Annotated in this window: 19 protein-coding genes and 5 pseudogenes; 14 read left to right on the top strand and 10 right to left on the bottom strand. The window is 32.9% G+C overall.

Annotated elements, in window-relative coordinates:
• Positions 1–522 precede the first annotated feature (522 nt).
• Complete coding sequence (locus ACIQLB_RS04770) at positions 523–1,305, top strand: SDR family NAD(P)-dependent oxidoreductase (RefSeq protein WP_400721570.1); 783 nt, start codon at positions 523–525, stop codon at positions 1,303–1,305.
• Positions 1,306–1,501: 196 nt separating this feature from the next.
• Here ACIQLB_RS04770 and ACIQLB_RS04765 read toward each other — a convergent pair whose 3' ends face one another.
• Positions 1,502–2,362: an alpha/beta fold hydrolase gene (locus ACIQLB_RS04765; protein ID WP_400721567.1), complete on the bottom strand. Its 861-nt coding sequence runs from the start codon at positions 2,360–2,362 to the stop codon at positions 1,502–1,504.
• A gap of 153 nt (positions 2,363–2,515) precedes the next feature.
• On the opposite strand from ACIQLB_RS04765, the pseudogene ACIQLB_RS04760 reads away from it, so the two are divergent.
• Positions 2,516–2,950: pseudogene (locus ACIQLB_RS04760) on the top strand (transposase); the annotation flags it as partial.
• A gap of 695 nt (positions 2,951–3,645) precedes the next feature.
• Here the strand turns inward: ACIQLB_RS04760 and ACIQLB_RS04755 are convergent.
• Positions 3,646–3,874, bottom strand: a pseudogene (locus tag ACIQLB_RS04755) (DUF4158 domain-containing protein); the annotation flags it as partial.
• A gap of 299 nt (positions 3,875–4,173) precedes the next feature.
• Between ACIQLB_RS04755 and ACIQLB_RS04750 the strand changes: the two are divergent.
• The 6 genes and pseudogenes from ACIQLB_RS04750 to ACIQLB_RS04725 form a co-directional block, all read left to right on the top strand.
• The gene (locus ACIQLB_RS04750; protein WP_400721565.1) at positions 4,174–5,340 is read left to right on the top strand and encodes a hypothetical protein; all 1,167 of its coding nucleotides are present in this window, start codon (positions 4,174–4,176) and stop codon (positions 5,338–5,340) included.
• A 12-nt stretch (positions 5,341–5,352) separates the two neighbouring features.
• Positions 5,353–5,544 (top strand): hypothetical protein, encoded by a 192-nt coding sequence (locus ACIQLB_RS04745; RefSeq protein ID WP_400721562.1) that lies wholly within the window; start codon positions 5,353–5,355, stop codon positions 5,542–5,544.
• A gap of 577 nt (positions 5,545–6,121) precedes the next feature.
• Positions 6,122–6,264 (top strand): annotated as a pseudogene (locus ACIQLB_RS04740) (serine protease); the annotation flags it as partial.
• A gap of 119 nt (positions 6,265–6,383) precedes the next feature.
• Complete coding sequence (locus tag ACIQLB_RS04735; RefSeq protein WP_400721559.1) at positions 6,384–7,826, top strand: ABC transporter permease; 1,443 nt, start codon at positions 6,384–6,386, stop codon at positions 7,824–7,826.
• A gap of 11 nt (positions 7,827–7,837) precedes the next feature.
• The gene (locus ACIQLB_RS04730) at positions 7,838–8,524 is read left to right on the top strand and encodes an ABC transporter ATP-binding protein (protein ID WP_400721556.1); all 687 of its coding nucleotides are present in this window, start codon (positions 7,838–7,840) and stop codon (positions 8,522–8,524) included.
• Between the two features lie 674 nt (positions 8,525–9,198).
• Positions 9,199–9,450 (top strand): annotated as a pseudogene (locus ACIQLB_RS04725) (IS110 family transposase); the annotation flags it as partial.
• 584 nt (positions 9,451–10,034) lie between these two features.
• Here ACIQLB_RS04725 and ACIQLB_RS04720 read toward each other — a convergent pair.
• Positions 10,035–10,451, bottom strand: a complete 417-nt coding sequence (locus ACIQLB_RS04720; RefSeq protein ID WP_400721553.1) for an ester cyclase — start codon at positions 10,449–10,451, stop codon at positions 10,035–10,037.
• Between the two features lie 54 nt (positions 10,452–10,505).
• Positions 10,506–11,900, bottom strand: a complete 1,395-nt coding sequence (locus tag ACIQLB_RS04715; RefSeq protein WP_400721550.1) for a pyridoxal phosphate-dependent decarboxylase family protein — start codon at positions 11,898–11,900, stop codon at positions 10,506–10,508.
• Between the two features lie 107 nt (positions 11,901–12,007).
• Here ACIQLB_RS04715 and pdxR point away from each other — a divergent pair, with 107 nt between their 5' ends.
• The 3 genes from pdxR (at position 12,008) to ACIQLB_RS04700 (ending at position 15,316) form a co-directional block, all read left to right on the top strand.
• Complete coding sequence (gene pdxR, locus ACIQLB_RS04710) at positions 12,008–13,486, top strand: MocR-like pyridoxine biosynthesis transcription factor PdxR (protein ID WP_400721548.1); 1,479 nt, start codon at positions 12,008–12,010, stop codon at positions 13,484–13,486.
• Positions 13,487–14,202: 716 nt separating this feature from the next.
• On the top strand, positions 14,203–14,646 hold the full coding sequence (locus tag ACIQLB_RS04705) for a CidA/LrgA family protein (protein ID WP_400721545.1): 444 nt from the start codon (positions 14,203–14,205) through the stop codon (positions 14,644–14,646).
• Entirely contained in the window at positions 14,639–15,316 is a 678-nt protein-coding gene (locus ACIQLB_RS04700) for an LrgB family protein (RefSeq protein ID WP_400721542.1), read from the top strand. Before ACIQLB_RS04705 ends, ACIQLB_RS04700 begins: the two co-directional genes overlap by 8 nt.
• Positions 15,317–15,709: 393 nt before the next feature.
• Here the strand turns inward: ACIQLB_RS04700 and ACIQLB_RS04695 are convergent.
• The 3 genes and pseudogenes from ACIQLB_RS04695 to ACIQLB_RS04690 form a co-directional block, all read right to left on the bottom strand.
• A pseudogene (locus ACIQLB_RS04695) lies at positions 15,710–16,001 on the bottom strand (hypothetical protein); the annotation flags it as partial.
• A 418-nt stretch (positions 16,002–16,419) separates the two neighbouring features.
• Positions 16,420–16,569, bottom strand: a complete 150-nt coding sequence (locus ACIQLB_RS24625; RefSeq protein ID WP_483869703.1) for a YhjD family protein — start codon at positions 16,567–16,569, stop codon at positions 16,420–16,422.
• A 199-nt stretch (positions 16,570–16,768) separates the two neighbouring features.
• Positions 16,769–17,203, bottom strand: a complete 435-nt coding sequence (locus ACIQLB_RS04690; RefSeq protein WP_400721539.1) for a lipoprotein — start codon at positions 17,201–17,203, stop codon at positions 16,769–16,771.
• Between the two features lie 154 nt (positions 17,204–17,357).
• Here ACIQLB_RS04690 and ACIQLB_RS04685 point away from each other — a divergent pair, with 154 nt between their 5' ends.
• Positions 17,358–17,918, top strand: a complete 561-nt coding sequence (locus ACIQLB_RS04685) for a hypothetical protein (protein ID WP_400721536.1) — start codon at positions 17,358–17,360, stop codon at positions 17,916–17,918.
• 165 nt (positions 17,919–18,083) lie between these two features.
• Here the strand turns inward: ACIQLB_RS04685 and ACIQLB_RS04680 are convergent, their stop codons facing one another.
• A complete protein-coding gene (locus tag ACIQLB_RS04680) occupies positions 18,084–18,248 on the bottom strand; it encodes a hypothetical protein (RefSeq protein ID WP_400721534.1) in 165 nt (54 codons plus the stop codon).
• 922 nt (positions 18,249–19,170) lie between these two features.
• Between ACIQLB_RS04680 and ACIQLB_RS04675 the strand changes: the two genes are divergently transcribed.
• Together ACIQLB_RS04675 and ACIQLB_RS04670 are read left to right on the top strand one after the other, a co-directional pair.
• Positions 19,171–20,004, top strand: a complete 834-nt coding sequence (locus tag ACIQLB_RS04675) for a hypothetical protein (protein WP_400721531.1) — start codon at positions 19,171–19,173, stop codon at positions 20,002–20,004.
• 107 nt (positions 20,005–20,111) lie between these two features.
• Entirely contained in the window at positions 20,112–20,603 is a 492-nt protein-coding gene (locus ACIQLB_RS04670; protein ID WP_400721528.1) for a hypothetical protein, read from the top strand.
• A 676-nt stretch (positions 20,604–21,279) separates the two neighbouring features.
• Here the strand turns inward: ACIQLB_RS04670 and ACIQLB_RS04665 are convergent.
• Both ACIQLB_RS04665 and ACIQLB_RS04660 read right to left on the bottom strand, forming a co-directional pair.
• A complete protein-coding gene (locus ACIQLB_RS04665) occupies positions 21,280–21,585 on the bottom strand; it encodes a hypothetical protein (RefSeq protein ID WP_400721525.1) in 306 nt (101 codons plus the stop codon).
• Positions 21,586–21,750: 165 nt separating this feature from the next.
• Positions 21,751–22,347: a class I SAM-dependent methyltransferase gene (locus tag ACIQLB_RS04660; RefSeq protein WP_400721522.1), complete on the bottom strand. Its 597-nt coding sequence runs from the start codon at positions 22,345–22,347 to the stop codon at positions 21,751–21,753.
• Positions 22,348–22,377: the final 30 nt, after the last annotated feature.

Raw genomic sequence — 22,377 nt, 5'->3', positions numbered from 1 at the left:
ATGGCTATTCGGCCCAACGAGAGGTTGATTTCCGTTATTACTAATCCCCAAGGAGTCGCCCAACCTCCACTCCAATCAACGTATCCACATGACATACGTTTTAACAAAATGTCATCTAACTTTTGAATTTTATCGCTTAACTTTCACATTTTATCGCCCAACTTTTAAATTTTATCGACTAACTTTCACGTTTTATCACCCAACTTCTGAATTTTATCGACATCCACCGTCCAAAGAACAAAAAAGGATTCATACACAAAACTGTGTGCGAAACCTTTTACTTTATTATGTCGCCCAGTCCATTTGCTTTGTAGCCGTTTTTTGTATATTACTTGTAATTTTGATAAAGTAATTATATCGAATGAATTTTCGAAAAATATAATTCGGTTTGGAATCTATTAAACGCCGGATAGACTTAGTGAAGGTGTCAGATAGATCTCTGACATTAACTGCTAGATGTCCGAAAATGATAACAATATTTATGAAAAAAGAGAAGTTGAACAAAAAACTGGGGTGATAAAGATGGAACTAGGCTTAAAGGGGAAAGTAGCGGTTATTACAGGTTCAAGTAAGGGAATTGGTTATTATACAGCGATGCAGCTTGTGAAAGAGGGGGTGAAGGTTGTACTTTGTGCCCGTGGTGAAAAGCAACTCCAAGTGGCTGCTGGCTGTATTAAAAACGAAACAGGCGAGGACGTTTTAATTGTACCGACTGATATTACAAAGGAAAAGGATTGTAAGTACTTAATTGAACGAGCAGTAGAGCATTTTGGTCGTCTTGATATTCTTGTAAATAATGCAGGTACAGCTTCAGCTAATCCATTTGAATCGGTTAGCAGTGAGCTATGGCAGGCTGATTTAGATTTAAAAGTGTTTGGTGCTGTCAATTGTTCAAAATATGCTGCACCTCATTTACGTAAGGTTGGTGGTGGTGCAATTGTAAATGTGACCGCGGTAATGGCTAAAACGCCACCAGCAAGTTCACTTCCTACTACTGTAAGCCGTGCGGCAGGGCTCGCGTTAACAAAAGCTATGAGCAAAGACTTAGGTAAAGATAATATTCGTGTGAATTCTGTTTGTATTGGGCTTATTCGTAGTGATCAAATAGAGAAGAAGTGGAAAGAAGAAGCACCAGAGCTTTCGTGGGAAAATTATTCCCGCAAGGTAGGTCAAGCGATTCCACTGGGGCGCGTAGGGGATACTCAAGAAGCAGCAAATGTCATTACTTTTTTAGTATCAGATGCTGCTAGTTATGTGACGGGCACTTCTGTAAACATTGATGGCGGTTCAGGGCATGCATTATAGTTAATGTTTTTTGAGAAAGGCTGTTTTCTAAAAGAATGTTGCTGTTAAAACATAAAAACAGAGTTAATCTACAAAATGTGTAGAATCAACTCTGTTTTTATGTTTGATATTTCGAAAATCGAATTTTTAACTAAAGCACCCGTTAGTTGAATAAGAATTAAACAACTTTATTATTTTTTATAGGACTTTAAAGTTACTAAACACTTAAGAAATCAACTATCATTTTCTTTTCACGCTCTGGCAACATATGTATGTGTCCGCATCCTTTTAGCATATGAGTCGTGTTGTTTGGTATGATTCTATTTGCTCTTGGTAATACCTTTTTCGCTGGAAACAAACAATCTTTTTCTGCTGCCATAATAAGTGTGGGTGCTTTACATTGTTGCATTAATTTTTCACTTACATTGGATGGCATCCCTACTTTTGTTTTTACATGATCAAAACTATCTTTCACCATATCCAAAGTATCTTTATCAAGAATTTCTTCGTTAATGGCCATAAATAAAGCCGTTTCTTTTATATATTTTTCTATCTTTGTTAGTTTATATTTGAGTAGTGGCATCATCATTTTCACAGTACTGATTGGAAAGGCATTATTAATACCTGATGGTACAATTAATACGGATTTTTTTACTTTTTCCGGTGCAATGCACATCAGTTTTGCCAAAACTCCGCCTCCAAACGAAACCCCAAAACAAGCTATTTTATCAAATCCAAGCCCTGAAATAACGTCACTGGACCACTTTCCATAATCATAATTGCTAGGTGAGAGAGTAACTTCATCACTTTTTCCGGGATGGCCAATAATATCAACCGCATAGATATGAAAATCCATAAGCAGGAATCTGTACGTTAGTAAATTATAGGCAGTCGTACTATTTCCACCATGAAATACTAACAATGGTTCACCCGATAGATTGCCAGTTTCAATGATATGAGTTCTTCCAAAACGAGTATGAACGTAAACATCCTTACATGAATAATCTAATTTCTTTAATTGAGCATCATAAAGCTTTAGTGACATTTCTCTTCCGGATTGTGTTTTGTATATACTCATATGTCCTCCCTTATATCCATATTTCCCTTTTCAACTTGTTATTCGTTAATATATTAAAAAAATCCTTCTTCCACTAAACTGCTCCGTTAGTACAATAAGAAAAAAGAGCTGTCTAAAACAGCTCAATAAACTTCTAGTAAAGCACCCCGTTAGTTTTATAAGAACAGAGACGCTTATTCAACAATCGCGCCAGGTCCAGCTGGGCATATGGCTATCCGGAAAGCACGCACAGGAAAGAAGAATGACAAAAAAAGTCAGCGATTAAAGTTTTATTTCGATATAGAAAAGTGTAAGGTATGTCCATTGCGTGAAGGCTGTTATAAAGAAGGTGGAAAAATGAAAACTTATAGTATTTCAATAAAATCCACCGACCACAAAGAGCAAGAAGCCTTTCAAGAAACTGAAATTTTCAAAGAGCTTTCAAAAAAAAGATATAAAATCGAAGCCAAAAATAATGAAATTAAAAATCCGCACGGGTTCCATACGGCCAAATCAGCGGGTTTATTTGGCATGGAAATACAAGGGGCCACAACGATATTTGCGGTAAATCTCAAACGAATATTGAAACTGCTAAACGAAAAAGAGTAAGTAATAGACAATAAAATAAGACACTTTCTGTTCAAAATGTACAGAAAGTGTCTTAATTTTATTTAAAAAACTACTGAACCCTTAAAAAGCTCAAGTTTTTCAGTGCCCTCGCAAAATACAGACAGCAGCTTCAAAAGGTTGCTTAGCTTTTTTTCAAAATGTCCTTTACAAAGGGTACACTTTAAAGCGAGATGGGCTTTATTTATTATTGAATTAAATGTGAAGGAATGTTGGGGAGGAAGGGGGATTATGAATTAATCACAGAGTACTCGCTCAAAAAATCAATCGAGAGATAACCCTATTAACATTGAGCAAATATTTTAGGGAAAAGACTAGTGACTGATTCGATTATAAGTCATCGAATTATTTTAATAATTATTTGGATGTTAAAAGATAGAATATATATATATACCTTCTCATTGAAGAAAAATCAATTAATCTAATATTGGACTCGCTATTAATAAACTCTAAAAGCACTCCAGATAACAAACAAAAATAAAAGTATTAAATTTAAAATCAACATTTTTCTTATACCAAAGCCTCTAAATGTATAACCCAACTTATGAAATACAATATCCACCAGACTTTTTACAATCAAAAACAATACAGTGTATAATAAATGATGCTCAGTTGATTGTTGTATTAATGATATTGTGAAAAACAGGATACCTACAGAAATAAGAGAATGGTAAATGCTTAGTTTGTTTTGACTCACGTACAGCCCAGGCTGAATGTTCAACTGCCATATATGGCCGGTAGAATAACTTTTCTTTTCCTCATTTCTGTAATAAGAGCATCTACTAAAAGATGTCCTTGATCTGTCTTCATTGCTATAGGCGGAAGCCAACGTGCTAACTCTCGATATTCTTTTAAAGTAAATGTCCGAAATCCTAATGTCTTTCTAATTTTACTCAATTGTTCTCGCGAAGGAATATGAAGAGACAAAGTAGCATCTTTCCTACATAGAATACTACTTTATCCCCAGTTGTATGAATACTTGCACTATCCCCCTATAATAAAATTGAATAATCATCGAATATTAATTGTTAACTATAATCAACATTTTTGATAAGTTGGAATAACCATCAAAATAATATCTTGTTACATTGTATTTTCGATAATTATTATATAAAATTGGATCTGCACCAAAAGAGTGTTGATAAAAATAAGATTTTTAAATTTTACTCATCGTAAGAATTATCGTTTCAGAAAAGGAGTGTATGATGAAAAAGTTTTTAAGAGTAATTCTAATCTTATTGGTGATATTTATAGGAATTATGGTGGGAAGCATAATTTTAAATAAAACATATCATACAGAGTTTAAGTCTATAAATGAAACGGATCAAAACATGTTAAAAGAATTATCTACTATTTATAAGAGCTTCGAAGAATCGAGTGATAAACTTTGGGATGAAGATTATCATTTCGAAAAAAGGCCATTAGTTCTGATACGTAGTAATAAAGATGGGGGGTTCTTTAGACAAGAAGCTTATGCAGTTAATGTAAAGGGGTTAGAAAATAGTATTTTTGCAAATGAAATAAAAGTCCCAAATTCTTTGCATTTACCTAAAGTCTATCGCTTAACTCGTTTTGATTTTAGAACTATTTCTACTTGGATGCCTTGGAACTTTGGGACAATAAATATTAACGATATGGATGTATTTTATTTAAAATATTATCCTAAAATGTTTAGTAATCCAGATTTATATTTTGATTTTTCGTCTTTCTTATTACATGAGGCTTTTCATGCTTATAAACAAAAAAATTGGACATATGATTCAAATGGTGGAGAGTCTATTCACGAATATCCGATAGATAAAGAAAATTACGCGCTAATGGGGTTAGAATTTAAGTTATTAGATAAAGCAATGATTGATACGAGCTCAGAAAGTATCAAGCAGGCATTATATGATTGGACAATTGTACGTAATTATCGCTATAAAAAATGGCCTCGATTAATTGGAGAAACAAAAACTGAAGCAATAGAAGGTTCAGCACGATACATAGAGTATCGTTATAGTAAGTTAACTGGTGGAAACCTTATGGTACTTGCAAAGAAACAGAAGCCATATCATGTTACTTTTATGGAGGCGTTCAACTTCATTGCTAATGGACAGGCAGAATCTCCAAGGTTTTTAGAGCGGAATATGAGATATGAGACTGGTTCAGCTCTTGAATTATGCATGGATAAAGCAAATATTCCTTGGAAAGAAGCTATTGAAGATAGTGCAACTAAACAAGGTAAGACACCATATGAAATATTAAATACGTACTTTAATATAAATGATACGCCAATAATTGAAAATAAAATAAAAGAAATTAAAGAGAACAATGACTATGAAACACTTTTAGAACAAGGAGAAAAACTTGTGAAAATAAGTAACGAGTAAAGAAAATATAATTTGAAAAAGAATCTCCTGGTTGTAGAAATTGCATCATCTAAGAATGTATCCACACAAGAAGTGATTGAAGTTATTGCGAAAGCACAAAAAGAGATGCAGTTTAAAAGAGGAGAAACAGGAGAAATGATAGAAGAATATTCTAAATGTATCGAATTAAAAGTATTACATGTAATTGAGTACAAAAGTAATTAAGTAAAATAAACGGTAAAAAATATTTTTACCACTTTAAAAACATGTCAAACTGTTGATATATCATTCTTTATATAATTAGTAAGAATTCAGATTATACAAATGGTTCTGTTAACCATTCGTATGATCTGTTCTTTTTTATCAATTATCTGGTTACTGGAGCAGAAATGTGTGCTTCAGAGCAAAATAATCACTGTCTCTTCCATTAAATTATACCTTTAGATGGGAACCCTATTTCGAAGGGTACTTTTTGTTCAAATGAAACTAAAGCTTTTACTTCTCAATAAGTTATTTTGTTCTGTATTACTCATGAGAATTGGATGAACTACAAGAGTTAAATGTAGGGATAGCAACGAACTTATTATTAAAGGAAATGACGAATTATATAATGATGAAATATGCATTGTGTAATTTTTAGTATAAATGACTTAATACAAATACTTGCTATTATTTGCTTTCGGTACGTTAACCGGCTGAAAGAGGCTGGCTGAAAGTAATGAAAACTATAGAACTATGTGTAGAAGAAACGGAAGTAACCGGTGATTACGGATTAGCATTACAAGCCTTTATAATAAACCCATTAATAGGTAATATTTCCAATCAATCACCAGCAGAAAAAGTGGATTACAACAATATGATGTTATGATTGCACATTGAATGAACAAAAAAAAAATAGAAAATGTCATCCAATTCCGTAAATATTTATTTAAGAAGAAAAAATAATTGGGTAATAAAATTGACTCCATACAATCTACTGAAGAACTCCATACGAATTCCTGAAAAACTTCATACAAACTCCAGATAGCATATTTAGAATAATAACTATCAAGGAGGTTAGGAAAATGAATTTTATAAAACGCGCAATTCTTAGTATGAAAAAAAGAATAGGAACATCATTAATTTTGATGGCGGTCTTCCTGATTGTAACAAATTTGGTGCTAGGAGGATTCGCAATCCAAAATGCATCACAAAAAGCTGCTGATTCAGCAAGAAAAAAACTGGGCGCAGATGTTACTTTAGGTCTTGATTTTGATAAATTAGGAAAACAAGCAAGGGAAACTGGCGAAATGCCTATTGTGCCAGATCTCAACATAAAAGAAGCAGAGCAGTTAGCGAAGTCCCAGTATGTAAAAGACTATAATTATCTAACCGGTACTATGGGAACTTCGGAGGGGCTTAAATTAGTAGGAGCTCCAGAAGAAGGAGAAGACGACGCAGGAGCAGGCAAAGCGGGAATGGCGGGTGTAGCAGGAGGATCAGCAGGTTCAGCTATAGAAATAGATATGAATTCCTCTTTTCTGATAGAAGGAGTTCGGAAGACTTTATTACAAGAAAGTTTTAAAAATGGAAAAAGTAAAATCATTGATGGAAAACCAATTACAGAAAAGATGGAAGATCAGAATGTAGCTTTAATGGAAAAAAGATTAGCGGAACAAAACAAATTAAAAGTAGGAGATAAGGTTAAAATTCAATCAGGGGATAAGAAGAAAACTCTTGAAGTTGAAATTATTGGTATTTATGAAACGGATGAGCAAGGAATGGGTCAAAATCCCCCACCATTTATTGATCCAGCTAATAAGCTATATATGCCTTACTCTACTCTAAAAAAATTAGAAGCAGATGAAGGTAATATGAGTAGCATTCAAGTTGTGTACTTCTTGAACGATCCACTAGACATTGATGCATTTAAAAAAGAAGCAAAACAATCTGATATTGATTTTAAGTATTTTAAGTTAGATGCACATGATTCATTGTACAAACAAATGATTGGTCCTATCGAAAATATCTCGTCTACTTCTCAAATGATTATCTATATTGTATCTATTGCAGGTGCTATTATCTTAGGATTAATCATTATGTTATCGATTAAATCACGTCGTAAGGAAATGGGAATTCTATTGTCCATTGGAGAGAAAAAATGGAAATTGATGGCGCAGTTTATGGTGGAAGTAGTATGTATTGCTATTTTAGCATTTTCATTATCTCTAGCAACAGGAGCTAAAGTTTCTCAATTTATAGGGGATAGCTTACTTTCGAGCGAAATTGCTACAGCAAGCGAAGAAGAAAATCCGCAAAATAGTGGTGCAGTTGTGGTATCTGGACCTGGTGGTACGCTACAAAATGAAACAGAAGATCCAATTGATGAAATTGATGTAAGTATAACAGTAGAGGATTTAGGGAAAATGGGGGGAATTGGACTAGCTATTGCTCTATTAGCCACTCTTCTTCCAGCATTATCTATTCTGCGCTTAAATCCAAAACAAATCCTTTTAAAAGATGAATAAGGAGGCTCGATATGGAGACGATTTTACAATTTAAAAACTTAGATTATTATTATGAAAGTAACGGAAAAAAAGTAACGATACTAGAGAATGTGAATTTTTCTTTTCAAAAAGGGCTTTTCTATACGATTTTAGGGCCATCTGGATCTGGTAAAACTACAACTCTTAGCTTAGGTTGTGGGCTGGATATACCTAAGAATGGTTATGTACTATATAATGGCAAGGATATTAGAAAAATTGGTTTGGATCGATACCGTAATCAAAATGTATCCGTAATTTTCCAATCCTATAATTTGATTACCTATATGACTGCTCTTCAGAATGTACTAACGGCAATGGAAATTACAGGTGTGAAGGTACAAAATAAAAAAGCAAGAGCATTAGAATTACTAGAGAAGGTAGGACTCACAGAAGTAGAAGCGAAACGCAACGTCTTGCAGCTAAGTGGTGGACAACAACAACGTGTAGCAATTGCTCGAGCATTATCTTGCAATGTGGATTTACTTATTGCTGATGAACCAACAGGAAACCTTGATGAAGAAACAGCAAAAGAGATTATTGAGTTGTTTCAGGAGCTCGCCCATCAAGAGAATAAATGCGTAATTGTTGTTACGCATTCACAAGAAGTTGCAAAAAAATCGGATCGAGCAGTTTATTTAAGCAAAAAGAAGTTAGTAGTAAACGAAATTAATAATACCTAATTCACAAGAGGCTAGGACAAAAGTATTTTAGCTAAAGTAAAACCCGAACAAATTTGCAAGACACTCATACGGTGTTTTGCCATTGTTCGGGTTTCTAAATACAGTGCTTGATTTGTTTGAATGTAATTGGGTTTTCACAAAAAGCTAATTAGTTATGTTCCAGCCTCTTCTTACGATTAGTCAACCTTATTTAAAGAATGATTTATATTTTTATGAGTGTGAAGTGGTGAGGGATATCCCTCACCACTTCACACTCATTTTTAGATACATCAAAAAGACCTTACGATTTTTATTTTTTTCGAAAGGTCATTATGATTTAGTTCTATGTAGGTGATTACGATTTCTGAGCTGGTAGTGCGGACTCATAATCGTAACGTCAGTAACTGAGAGGTCACTTTCAGAAACTTATTGATGCAGGCGATGATCGCAACTTTATGAGGCTTCCTCTGAGGTTGCTTTTTTAATTTGTTAGTAATAGTCCACACCCCATGCCCATCAATTTAAGGATGAATGCCATAGATTATAATCCTAGGAAACATCCATAATATCAAAGACAGTCTTCTTCTCATATCTGTGAGATTTCCGTCCATTTTCCTGCAGTAGGGTAAACAAGCGGATTAGAATCTTTGTTATTGCTTGGGTGTTTTGCTGTATCGCTTAATATAAAAAATCACATTACTAAACGTGGCTCCACTAGGCTTCGTCACATGCTTTATACAGCTGTTCATTGTTCCATTCGAGATAGTCGGAAAGAGAAAACAACACCTGAAAATATAGCACGAAATAAGCGATTAAGAGCCTTCTACGATTTAAAACGTGAGGAATGAAAGCCATATAAAGTAGCCATTATTGCTTGTGAAAATAAGCTTTTACATTGGATTTATGCTATTTTAAAAACGGAAACACCATTTCAAGAAACCATTTAGTGACGGTATTTTCAAATACAACAAAAACCTTCCAAATTGAATTCGGAGGGTTATTTGGGTTGCGCTTTTTAGTGTAGCATGAAGTGTTTTTTAATTTAAAAGATTTTTATTGACAATCTATTAGCTGGTTTAATTGAAGAAGAAGCGTGAAGCTTATTAAAAAACTTGCTAAACACTAACGGGTTCTGTTTTGAAGTACAAAAAGCAAAATCGCAGGTTAAAAAAACAATTAATTAGCATATTAAAAGGTACTGCGATTGCAGTACCTTTTTTGTACAACTTGGTTTGATATTTCGTGAATCAAAATTTAACTAAAGCCCCCCGTTAGTTTAAGTGCGATTCTTCACAAACTCTTAAATATTTGCAATTAAAAAAGATTCACACCATATTTATTAATTTCCTCATATTGTTCATTAGTTCGCAGTAGGGTGTACAAACGCTGCGCTTTTTTATGATGGAATTTACAAAAATTATACAATGAGGTGATAATATGGAAAATGATAAATTGGTTTGCAAGGCTTGTGGTAACGACTCCTTCGCAACTGGTCAAGTTGGTGCTGCTACAAGTCAAGGTAATGTTAGTCCTATAGGGTCTGTACTAATTGTTTTTGAATTCCTAACCGATCTATCTGAATCCAATACTCTGAGATTTTTTCATTTTCTATTCTATATACCGCACTTGCCATTTGTATTACTGGGAGCCCTGTAGGTTTGTATCCGTCGATTTCTCCTACATGTGTACCTATTTGTTTCCAACGTACATATACTTTATTTCCGTCCGCTAATAATTCTTGAATTTCTAATGAAAAATTACCATATGCTTTAATCATTTCTCTTACGTGATCAGCATAATCTTTAGGTGTCCTCAACACTGTTTGTTCTTCTTCAGATACAATTTGATGTGCTATTACTTGTTCTGCCATTAATTGATTTGAATAATCAGGTTTCTTACCTAATCGTACTTCTTTAAAAAATTTTCTGATAATTTGTTCTGGTGTCATTTAAAAACCCCCTGATAAGAACTCTCGGAAACCCATCAATTTTTTATTAAGTTACTATTTGATGGATTGAACTGTTGATATTAATGCTTCCCATATAATATCTAAATCTTTTTCCTCTGTACGCCAATTACTAAAGGCAGCACGAATTGCGGGAACACCTTTATAGATAGTTGGTGTCATAAACACTTTTCCTTGCTTATTTAAAGAAGTAAGAAATTGGTTGTTGATTTCAGTACTTATTGATTCTTTGTTTAAAGAAAAGCAAACGACGTTTAATCTTACTGGAGATAAAAGTTTAAACTCCTGGCTGTCGTTTATTTTGTCCCCAAGACGTTTAGCCAGCTCAACATTTTGCTCAATAAGATTTTGGTAGCCTTTTTTTCCATATGCTTTTAGCGTAAACCATGCTGGTAATGCACGGAATCTTCGAGAATTTTCGGGTGTAAGATCAAAAAATTCTGGATTTTCAATAGATCCTCCAAGATAAGCGGCATTATTTTGAAATACTTCCACTTGAAGCTGCTTATGACGAGTAAATTGCATTGCAGAGTCGTAGGGAACATTAAGCCATTTATGCGCATCAACTGTAATTGAATCGGCATAATCCATTCCCTCTACTAATTCTCTATACATAGGGGAACAAGCAGCAAAACCACCAAAAGCAGCATCAATATGTAGCCAAAAGTGGTAGTGCTGTTTAAGCTTCCCAATCGCAACCATATCATCATAGTCTACAGTGTTAACTGTCCCAGCATTTGCAACAACAATGCATGGTTCACTTTTATTTTGTTCAAGAAATTCAATTAATTTTTCGATATCGATAGCCTCTCGATCCTCCTTACAAGGTATTAAATTGATCGATTTTCTTCCTATGCCTAGCATAGAAGTTGCTTTGAAAACACTTGAGTGTGGTGCGCCACTCAAAATTTTAATTGGCGGAATATCGTACAGGCCTTCAATGGAAGTGTCTTTTCCATAGTGATGTGCAATCCATTGTCTTGCCTGAGCAAGACCTACAAAATTCGCCATGGTTGCACCGCTTACGAAGGTACCACTATATTCATTACTTAAATAAAATAATTCTTTTAACATATCAATCGTTTCCAATTCAATTAACCCAGCAATTGAATCTTGTGAGCTAGATACATTTTGATCATAAATACTAACCAACCAATCTCCAATAATGGATGCAGGTGTGGAGCCCCCGGTGACAAAACCTAAGTATCTTGAACCAGCACTTCCGCTTAAGCCTTTGGCGTAGTATTGAGTGAAATATTCAAGGGTTGCACTTGCACCAATACCTAATTTAGATAGTTCGTTTTTTGGCATTTCATAGGATTGAGTCGAAACGCGTCTATCTTCAATGCCATTATAAAAATTTGTTGCATGCTGTACTACTTTTTTTAATATATGCTCAAAATTTTTTTGGTCTTGGTTTATTACATTCATAATTTACATTCTCCTCTTTCAACAATTTTTTCTTGCCCTTAACTATTTCCACAATATATAGTATTGTGTATAACAGTCAATTAACGAATATAACAGTAGGAGATAATATGAAAATAAAGCTTAATCGTCAATCAGATCAATCTTTAATTAATCAGATTGCAAACATTCTTGCAGAGAAAATTCGTTCAGGTGCTTTAGAAGAGGGCAGCCAATTGCCTTCAATCCGGAAATTTTCAAAAGAAAATCAAGTAAGTCATGTTACAGTAAGCAAGGCTTATACACTCTTGGAGAAAAATAGATATATTTGTTTAGAGCATGGGAAGGGTGCTTTTGTTAGAAAGAAAGAACAGAGGAAAAGTATTGAAGATAGTAAAAGTAGGAATTATGATTGGCAGCTAGCTATTCCAGATTATATTCAGCGTTCACAATACATGTTAAACTTGGCACCTGAAAATTCGATTAAACTATCTAGTGCAATCATAAATCCAGGATTACTACCCTCAACTTATTTAACGAAAGAAATAAACCAAGTGTTGCAGGATGATTCACAAATTGTAGCCCGCTATGGTCCTATTCAAGGAGATTATGAAGTTCGAGAAGTGATTAGAAAATATTTAGAACTATATTGCCAATTCAAAACAATAAGCTCAGAGATCATAATTACCAGCGGTGTTCAGCAAGGAATTGATCTAGTTGCAAGAACTTTTATTGGCCCTGGAGACATTGTTATTACAGAGGCACCCACATATACGGCAGCCCTCGATGTTTTCCGAAATCGAGGAGCTCATATTATTCCTATTCCTGTGGATGAAGAAGGTATGCAGACAAATATTTTAGCTACTTTATGTTTAACAAAAAAACCAAAAGTTGTTTATACGATTCCTACGTTTCATAATCCAACAGGTACGGTTTTAAGTAAAAAGAGAAGAATAGACTTATTAGAATTGGCACAAAGGAACGGGTTTCTTATTATAGAGGATGACTCATGGAATGAAATATATTTTGATGATAGTCTACCGCCACCCAATATTAAATCTATGGATAATAGCGGTCATGTTATTTATTTAAAAGGTTTTAGCAAAGTATTAGCACCCGGCTGCAAAATTGGTGTAGCGGTTTCAAATGGGACAGTTCATCAGCGATTGTTAACATCGAAATCTTGTACAGACCTAGGCAGTCCACTTTTAACACAAAAAGCGTTGATTCCATTTTTAAGTTCAAATAGAATGAATAAACATTTAGAAAAGTTACGTATTGCACTGGAAATAAGAAGAGATCAAGCGATTGCATTGTTAGAGAAATATGCACCTGAAGGAGTTAAATGGGCAATACCTAAGGGAGGACTAAACATCTGGGTGACTTTGCCTAGTAGTGGAAATACAGATGAACTACTTTTAAAAGCACAACAGTCAAATATTTCATTTTTGCCAAGTTCAGCATGTTATCCAAGTGAACCACATTATAACCATATGAGAATTAGTTTCTCCTATCTAGATGATCAAAAGCTTGAACAAGGTATTATTGAGCTTTGTAAGGTTATGGAATTATATTTTCATGAAATTAAACCAAATAATAATAGCGTTTAAGTGCATTTTTTCACAATTTTGGGATAGCTAGAGAAAGAACTTTTATTGTCATAGTTGATGCTGTGTTATCAATAAAGGCACCCTAAAAATAGAAAAAGGTGCTTAATAAATATGTACGCACACCCAAATATCTCACAATCAAAAGTAAACAAACGATGGAAAGAAGAATTAATGTAAAACACGGATAAAGTGCGAGTTCATGAACTATACAATGAATATCCAGATGGAAATATTGACGGTATTACAGATTTTTATTAAAAATAAATGTAATAAAATAATCTTTAACTTTCCTCTAATCTAACGGGGAATTTTTTTATTTATAGAGAGCACTTTTAAGTCAGAATGATGTGCTCTCTTTTTCCTGCTTACTGAACAATTTCTTTCAGATATTCATTCAATGTAGTGATGGAATTTAAAATTCCGCATTGGTATATCTGTTTAAAGTAACCTTCTAACCTTCTTCTTCAACTAACCTGCCCCGTTAGTTGAAGAGCAACAATCTTTACGAAAACAGCCTTGAGAAAAGAATACTTAGCGGTGTCTAAAAAAATGAATGTAGATCAGTTTTAGACAACCTCTTTATTTTATGTATAGAAAAAGGGTGGCTCAAAGTGTTTTAGAGTTATCCTTTTTTTCTATTGTTTTCCTAAAATTATAATAGACAGAAAATTCCTGCAGATGTAGAATAAACGTAATAGGGGGTGAAATGTGGCGAAATGTTGAATGAAAATTTTGCTGCGATGTTAAAGAGGGTTGTTCGTATTATTGTGCAGATTGGGATACTCAATATTTTTTATTACATGGGCGTCGGTATTGTAGATTTACTACATGTACCTCTTCCAGGAAGTGTAATTGGATTACTATTATTAGCACTTACACTCAATTTTAAAATAATTAAAGTAGAATACATTCAAGATGGCGCAGGCTTCTTAATTGGCGTATTAACCTTGTTTTTCATTCCTGCAACAGTAGGAGTGATTGACTACCCTGAACTTTTTTCAACAACGGGTCTATTGATTATGCTAGCCGTTATAGCAAGCACGCTCATCACGATTTATGTTACGGGATTACTTAGTCAAATGGTTGAGAAAAAAGAGCTGGCTAAAAAAGAAATAGAAGTGATTGTAGAAGAAGGAGAGGGGAAATTAACTGTTGATTGAAATTATCGTTGTCGTTGGTACTGTTATCTTGTTCGTGTTATTTACAAAACTTTATCAACGTTACCCACATCCTTTAATGATTCCGCTAGTGACGACAACTATCGTCAGTGCAGTCGTGTTATTAGTCTTTAATATTCCGTATTCTACTTATATGGAGGGAGGGAAATGGCTTCAAAAAATGCTAGGTCCAGCAGTTGTAGCCCTTGCTTACCCTCTATATAATCAGCGTGAGATCATTATGAAATATAAGTATGCTATTTTGTCAGGTATTTTTATCGCTATGATTACGGGCTTAGTGACAATATTTGTTATGCTGAAATGGATTGGTGTCAATAAAAGCTGGCTGTTGACGGCCTTGCCTAAATCATTAACGACCCCAGTAGGTATGCAGGTGAGTGAGACAATTGGCGGCATTCCACCATTAACAGCTGTGCTTGTAATGCTAGCAGGGTTTGTAGGCGCTATTATTGGACCGTTAGTCATTAAATACGGCAAAATTGATACTGCCGTTAGTAGAGGGGTTGCAGTAGGTAGTGCTTCACATGGCGTTGGACTTGTGAAATTAAGAGAATACGGAGAACAAGAATTATCAGTAGGCTCGTTATCTATGGCCTTAACTGCAATTATTGGCGCATTTTTATGTCCACTTTTTGTTTATTTATTTTTATAAAAAAACTATATACAGCAGTATAATATAGGGTAAATAGTATAGTAAAATAGAACCAGACCTTATATTTAGAGGTTTTGAGTTTGATTATATATAATCAAACTTTTTATTTTTATATATGTAGCTTTGAAATAAAGTTTGAGCAAAACACTTCGTAAATCCTTATTTTACGATTAATAAGAAGAATCCATTTTGGAAAAAGATTGATTAAAATGGATTCTTCTTTTGCGTTTTTAAGTTTAGTTTTTATAAAAAAGTTTGAACATTTTCTACCAGTATTACTCCATAAACGCGCTGATTGTGGAATATCGTTTGTCAATTAAAGCCCCTGTAGTTAAAATATAGGAACTATTAAAAAATGCAGGTATATGTTGCTTTGAAATAAAGTTTGGGCACAAGACCTAATTCACCAGCAATGACAATTGTTTCTTCCAACGGCAATAAAGGAAATTGCTCCGGAATATTAACGGATAAATCCGAATATACAGTTAAATAAAAGTAGTTTCATTCCAAATCTGATAAAAATTCATGCTGCCTTTTCGTTTTAATACCTTTTAAACAAGTGGTTCTTCCTAAATGAGGAAACATCTGAAATATTTAACCACGGTTTATAATCAGCACCATTTCCTGAGCCACGACCTTCTTTAATCCACTTTTCAACTTTAGATGTTCTAGTTCTTTTAGACATAAAAAAACACCCCTTTGGCTAAAAAATACCAAAGGGGGAAAGCTTGGCAACATTTTTACAAACATCGCGACTTTATTTTAAACATCGCAACTTTATTTCAAAGCTACAATAGAAATTCTTTTATGCGAAAATTCAATATTAAGATACCCATCTTTATAGACATTAAAATAACCCTGATACTAGTAAATATATCTAGTATGATTTTATAACATTGACCACACGTGGTTATTCTAACAGTCATTTTCTACAAAAAAACCAGGTACTCACGTATTTATGAGCGCCTGGTTATTTATTTTGGTGACTTAATAATAATTTTTCAACCTGTGTTTTCAGGGCTTGATTTGCATATGTCAGCACTAGGTCTTCGCCAGCTGTGGCAACGGTCAAATCGCTAAAATACTGATCAACCTTTACCCACTTAACAACCCTCTTTTACCAACAGTCTCTTGGAGTTGTAACATTCTTGTGAAATATCATCCAATAGCTTATCAAGTATGGGCAAATATACTTTACTCAATTTAAGGTTTTCAATTACTTTGTAGTCACGTTGTAATGATTGAACGGCCATATCGTAAACTACATATTTATGAAGTAGTCGCCTTTGCTCGAAACTTATCATACAACGGAGCGCTCCTCGTGGAAGACTGGAAAATATTTTGGACTTTAGGCATTATTATTTAACTAACTGTTGTATATTTAATTATCAATCGATAGGTTTTGCTTTTGAATTTTTGATTCCTCAATCCAAATCAATGTTAGTGTAGTTTTTATTTTACATTAACATCAAAAACAAAGGACTCTTTTCCTTTATCCCATGTTACCTTTAGTTCATAAATATAATATCCTTCTTTAGATGGCATTGTTATTTTATAATCATTCATTTCAACATTATCAATTGTACCATCTTCATTCTGTTTAGTTATTGTTATAAATGAAGGATTTTTTTCAATTTCAAAATTTAATATATCTTTTTTTTCTACATCCAATGTTTCAAAATCATCGGCTAATGCATTAAGATCCCGAGAACGCATTTCTGTTATTTTTACATCGTCTTCATCCCATTCGAAATTACTTGAAATCATAGTATATTGTTCTCCGTTCACAATAACTTTGCCTTCAGGCTGACTAAAAGTACCGTTTGGAAAACCATTACATCCACTCAAAAGAGTAACAATCAAAATTGATAGAATTATTTTTTTCATTTCAACACCCCTATAAATAAAATAATAGACTCAATTATAGTAAATGTTCTTTCAGTTATAACACAAAAAATATTTTGAAAATACAGAAATTATTTGTATATAATTAGATATATGTTATTATTTACATTATATCACAATATTGGAGGTAATAAGGGTGAAAAAAAGTTTATTGTCAGGTCTTATTTTAGCGGGTAGTTTTTTATTATTTAATAATGATGCGTCAGCAGAAGAACTAAGCAATTCCACAAGTCAACCATCCGAGTCTACAGATAATATCGTTTATTACGATACTGACAAACAAGATATATTAATCACGGATGAAGTTATTATCAGAACAATCGAGCCAAGTGAATCTTTACTTAAAAGAACCATTCGTTTAGGCATAAATACACTAAATAACGGCGTATGGGATTTACTTGGACATGAAACAGTTTACTCAAACTCAAGCATTTGGCATTCTACTGGAGGAGATTTTAAAGTAGAAATTGAGCAAACTGATTTCGGTCCAGTTTTTTATCAATTAAAGGAACAAGATCCATATATTGATGATAATGTAGGGAAACAATATTCGATTTCCGGCTCTAAATATTTCGCATTAGAATATCGAGGTATTTCAGGTTATGTTGATGATGATGGTGTAAAAGGTGCTGCTGAATTTTATATGGCAAAACTAACGCACAAAAGCAATGGATACTTTATGGCTTTTTATGATTAAAAATATAGGCTGTTTTCTCAAAGATTGTTTCTGTTAATACATAAAGGCAGATTTTATCTACAAAACGTGTAGATAAAATCTGCCTTTTTATTGGTGTTTTGTGAATCGAAAATATGCAAATAGATACATATACTTTATTCACATGTTAGGGGAAAATGCACTTTTCTAAAATTCTGGGATAATAGCATTCAAAAAGTAAATTATAATAACGATTATAGCCAGAATAATAAACTCTTTTTTATCAAAATCCTTATTAGTCCTGTTTTGGTTTATTTTCCGTCTGTAATTTCCCTGCACCTTTTTTTGTATACTTTTTTTATTTTCTGACATAACCTCGTCCCCTTTTTTTCAATCGTCTTCTTGGATTTTACTTTAATGATAGAAGTTATTACGGTCATTATCTTTATTTCATATAACTAATATTCTGAGCCCTCATAAGCCATTTGACCTTACAAAAATTCGAGCGAAGTGTGAACAAAATTACTTTATATTGAAAAAAATTTTTTCACTTTAAAAATGAAGATGTTTCACTAATTACGGCTAAATCTTATATAATTTCATAGTTGCACCTATAAATGAAATTATTTACATTCTATATTAATATTAATTACCATCGCAATAAAGTTCTTATTGAACTATCACTCTCTCTCGAGGGAGCGCTCATGGGAGATTCATCCTACTCAGGTTGCTGCACCAACCTCTAATTTGATTGGCCGTAGAAAGGATGTGGATGTAGTATGGATATTCACAAGGATTCTATTACCACACATTTTTCGGTCTGGATATCCACCCACAAAAATTTCGAAATTAAAGAGTCGTTATTTTTTTGTTGTGTTAGGTCATGTACCTCTATAACTTCTACATTGCTTAAACAAGCCAATGTAGCTCTGTAGCTCCTTCTGTATTAGCTCGCACCTCTCTTAAAAGATTCTTTGTATTATCTTTTTGCATATTTCTTTATTTTTACTATTGTAACTAATACTGCAACTGTAGAATTAAAAGCTTTCTTGAATACATATTCTTCATGAAAAAAGTGAATTAATTCGTGCCCTGCAAAAGATTTAAAAGAGTTGATACAGCTGTAAAAAAGAAAGGGTTGAATAACAGGGTGATGTATTGTCGCTTTGCATGGTAAGAAGGTTTATAAACTTTTTAGAAATTGTTTAACAAAAAAATCAAAAAAACCATTAATTGTATTATAATTACTGAATTGACTTATTAATTTAAAAATTCAGAAAAAAGGGAGAAAAATATGAAGAAAATTATTACTATATTGTTTGCAACTCTATTTATTTCTTTAACAGCTTTTGTATCTAATTCTTACGCTTCTGAAATTGATGCTTCTAGCTATAGTCAAAAGAAAGAAGTAATTATGGCTAATGACTTTAGCAATGCATCAAACTCCCAAATTATTACAAACTTATCATTCTATAAAAAACAAATTCTTAATTTAACTGATGAAGAGTTTGATAGATTTATGTATAATGTCGTAAAAGATAATCAAAATAATCTTGATGAGGTTAAAGCAAATTTAGAACTAGTTGGCGTTACTCTAAACATAGATAATAAAGGTGCGGATGTAGGAATTGAACCAGCAGCTATCAAACCTTCTCAAATGACTCTAACAGCTTATTCAACTAAAAAATTAGGAGATTCTTTCTGGAGATTAAATACTAGTTGGACTACTAATGGAGTAAGTGAAGTTTATGCATCAACTATAGACGTAGTATCAATTGAATGGAACGCTAATGATGGTACTTATTATGATGCTGCTGTACCAGGTAGTCCTGTGTCTAAAAGAGATGGTAGTAAAAGTAGTTCTGGTGTCTACCTATTTAACGTAGAAGATGATAAGCTAAATTTTGATTCTTATGCAACTGTGTATATAAATAAAAAGACTAATAATGCTTTAAGTTACGGAACAAAATATATACACACTTATTCGACAGTTAGTACAACTGTTGGTGGTTCAGCAAGCGTTAACTACGAAAAAGGAAATATAACAGGTGGCCTTTCATTTGACGTTAGTATAAGTACTAATCAACAAAAGTGGTCGGTATGGGATGATAATGTATTATACTGGTAAGTAGTTATTAAAGTAAGGTAAATTAATAAGTTAATTCAATCTAGAAAGACAATAACCTATGCTTGAGCATTAAGTTATTGTTTTTCTTTTTAAGTAGGAGGGATATTTTGAACAAAAGTCAGTTCATAGTTGTTCTTTTGCTAGTTTTTTTAGTAGTCGGCGTAGGTACTTATACGTATTATCGCTTTAACCCAATAATTAATATTAATACTAAAATAATTGAGCTTGATGAAAAGTCTCAGGAAAAATACAATAATATAGATAAATCTCAGAAAAATAACTTTAAAAAACTAGAATTTACATTGAATATAGATTATTCTGACAATATAGATGATTTAGAAATAAACATACCCTATTCATTTCGCGAGCTATTAGGGGAAGACGTTTATTGGAACGGTTATAGTTATCAAGATAAAGATCCAGAAAAAAATAAGATAGAATATAAAGACGAAATCATTATAAATTATAAGCAGCTTGAAAATAAGGATATCAAAAATTTATTGAATAAAGGAACAATCACAATAACATGGAAATTGGACGGAAAGAAGAAAAGTAAAACATTTAATCTTGGAGAAATGATTACATTTTCCAAGGCATAGAGTGTAGGTGATTGTATTAAAAACCTGGCGGAATGAACGGTGAGTTTTTTTATTTTTTCGTAAACATCTCATTAGAGTATACCCTTTGTAAAGTACATTTTAAAAAAAGCAGCAACCTTTTGAAGTTGCTGTTTGTATTTTGCAGGCGGTAACCTTTTCAAGTTCCATTGCCCTCGATAATGGTTGTAAATACACCATGTTTTTATCCAACAAATAAGAAAACATGATGTTTCTTATCTCTTAATTTAAATGATGTTCTTTCATATCTAAACCATGTTACAACTTTCTTTGACTGTTTTAATATGTAAAAAGACCAGGTACTCACAATGATAGGAGTGCCTGGTTATTTAATTTATGCATTTTGTTCTTCATCGGATGATTTAACTGAAGAAACGATCTATACAGCAGCGAGTTACATACTAATTAAAGAAAACCTAAGCGAACAACTATTATGAGGACTTGAACTAACTGCCACGTTAGCGGAATAAGAAACCTTAACTAACAGGATTTCTTATCAATCTTTTTTATAAATGATTAGACTTTGTTATAAATTATCAAACTTTATTAAAAGACCACAATATAAAAATACATCCATTAAATCAATCTTTTTTGAGATAATGGATGTATTTTTTATATTTCATTAAGAATTTTTTGTAAGGCAGTTATATATCCTGCCTTATATACCTGAACCTTCTTCATTATTTATTGTTCCTGAATAAACAGACTTCGTAAATGTATCAAAGAATTCTTTTGGAGAAGAATAAAACTCCTGATTAGCTTCCATATAATCAAGCAATAGTCCAACAGCTTGTACTAACTTCTTATGCCAAGTTCTGCTTTTACTACTATTCTTTATTTGATATCTGTGTAATTGTTCAAAAAGCATTGTCTCTCCATTATACTCAACTAGAAGAGTAGGAAAGTCTATGCTCCTGCCTGTATTATCCTCATATGTTTTTGAAGATACCTGAACATATCCCATATATATCCTCCCGTTCCCATATTTTGATTATAATATTACATATAATACCATATATATTTACATATAACTACAATAAAAAAGGTACTACATCATTAAAATGTAATACTTTTTTAGTAGTTTGATTATAAATATTTCACCCTAGATAAGAAATCTGTATATAGTCTTTTAACTTTTTTCGATAATAATTTGAATGGTATGAGCAAGTCCTGTGTGGAGCATACCTTCATTTCGTACTTGTTCACCTGTAAAAAAATGGATAATTTTATAAGGTTGACACCATTTTAGAACATTTAATGGATCATATAAAAATTCAAGCTGTCTTGGGCCACCCGAGGCGTAAGGTAGTTGATAAATTGAATAAAGTTCCATCATAATACGACCGCCAGATTTCACAGAATCTACAATCCGCTTAAACACTTCTTGTTGCTGTTCAGCTGGAAAATGTCCAAACACCATAATAGCAGCATCAAACATTTCTACTGGTAGTTCATCTTGCAGTAAGTCAGTAAGCTTTGTCTGAACTGTAACATTATGTTTTTCTGCCAGCTGTTCGGTTTTTTTAAGACCGCTTTCGGCATAATCAAAGGCAGTTACTTTATGTCCCTGTATAGCTAAAAATACAGCATTTCGACCTTCACCTTCTGCGTATGCGGCCACATTAAGATAATCTTTCAAATAGTGTACATAGTCTTCTATAAATGCATTTGGTTGCTCACCATAAACATATTCGATTGTTTTAAATCGTTGATCCCATGTGTTCATTCCATCACTCCCTTTAAATAGTGTAAGTAA

The sequence above is a fragment of the Lysinibacillus sp. NPDC092081 genome (assembly GCF_044755845.1).
In the GTDB taxonomy this organism is placed as follows: domain Bacteria; phylum Bacillota; class Bacilli; order Bacillales_A; family Planococcaceae; genus Lysinibacillus.
The sequence above is the reverse complement of the archived record's forward strand: the minus strand, read 5'-3'. Positions and strand labels throughout refer to the sequence as shown.

Coding starts and splice junctions, on each gene's coding strand:
- ACIQLB_RS04665 (WP_400721525.1), bottom strand. CDS start 21,585: ATGGGATATGTTCAGGTATCTTCAAAAACATATGAGGATAATACAGGC.
- ACIQLB_RS04750 (WP_400721565.1), top strand. CDS start 4,174: ATGAAAAAGTTTTTAAGAGTAATTCTAATCTTATTGGTGATATTTATA.
- ACIQLB_RS04715 (WP_400721550.1), bottom strand. CDS start 11,900: ATGAATGTAATAAACCAAGACCAAAAAAATTTTGAGCATATATTAAAA.
- ACIQLB_RS04720 (WP_400721553.1), bottom strand. CDS start 10,451: ATGACACCAGAACAAATTATCAGAAAATTTTTTAAAGAAGTACGATTA.
- ACIQLB_RS04770 (WP_400721570.1), top strand. CDS start 523: ATGGAACTAGGCTTAAAGGGGAAAGTAGCGGTTATTACAGGTTCAAGT.
- ACIQLB_RS04660 (WP_400721522.1), bottom strand. CDS start 22,347: ATGAACACATGGGATCAACGATTTAAAACAATCGAATATGTTTATGGT.
- ACIQLB_RS24625 (WP_483869703.1), bottom strand. CDS start 16,569: ATGGCCGTTCAATCATTACAACGTGACTACAAAGTAATTGAAAACCTT.
- pdxR (WP_400721548.1), top strand. CDS start 12,008: ATGAAAATAAAGCTTAATCGTCAATCAGATCAATCTTTAATTAATCAG.
- ACIQLB_RS04730 (WP_400721556.1), top strand. CDS start 7,838: ATGGAGACGATTTTACAATTTAAAAACTTAGATTATTATTATGAAAGT.
- ACIQLB_RS04680 (WP_400721534.1), bottom strand. CDS start 18,248: ATGTCAGAAAATAAAAAAAGTATACAAAAAAAGGTGCAGGGAAATTAC.
- ACIQLB_RS04675 (WP_400721531.1), top strand. CDS start 19,171: ATGAAGAAAATTATTACTATATTGTTTGCAACTCTATTTATTTCTTTA.
- ACIQLB_RS04690 (WP_400721539.1), bottom strand. CDS start 17,203: ATGAAAAAAATAATTCTATCAATTTTGATTGTTACTCTTTTGAGTGGA.
- ACIQLB_RS04765 (WP_400721567.1), bottom strand. CDS start 2,362: ATGAGTATATACAAAACACAATCCGGAAGAGAAATGTCACTAAAGCTT.
- ACIQLB_RS04735 (WP_400721559.1), top strand. CDS start 6,384: ATGAATTTTATAAAACGCGCAATTCTTAGTATGAAAAAAAGAATAGGA.
- ACIQLB_RS04705 (WP_400721545.1), top strand. CDS start 14,203: ATGTTGAATGAAAATTTTGCTGCGATGTTAAAGAGGGTTGTTCGTATT.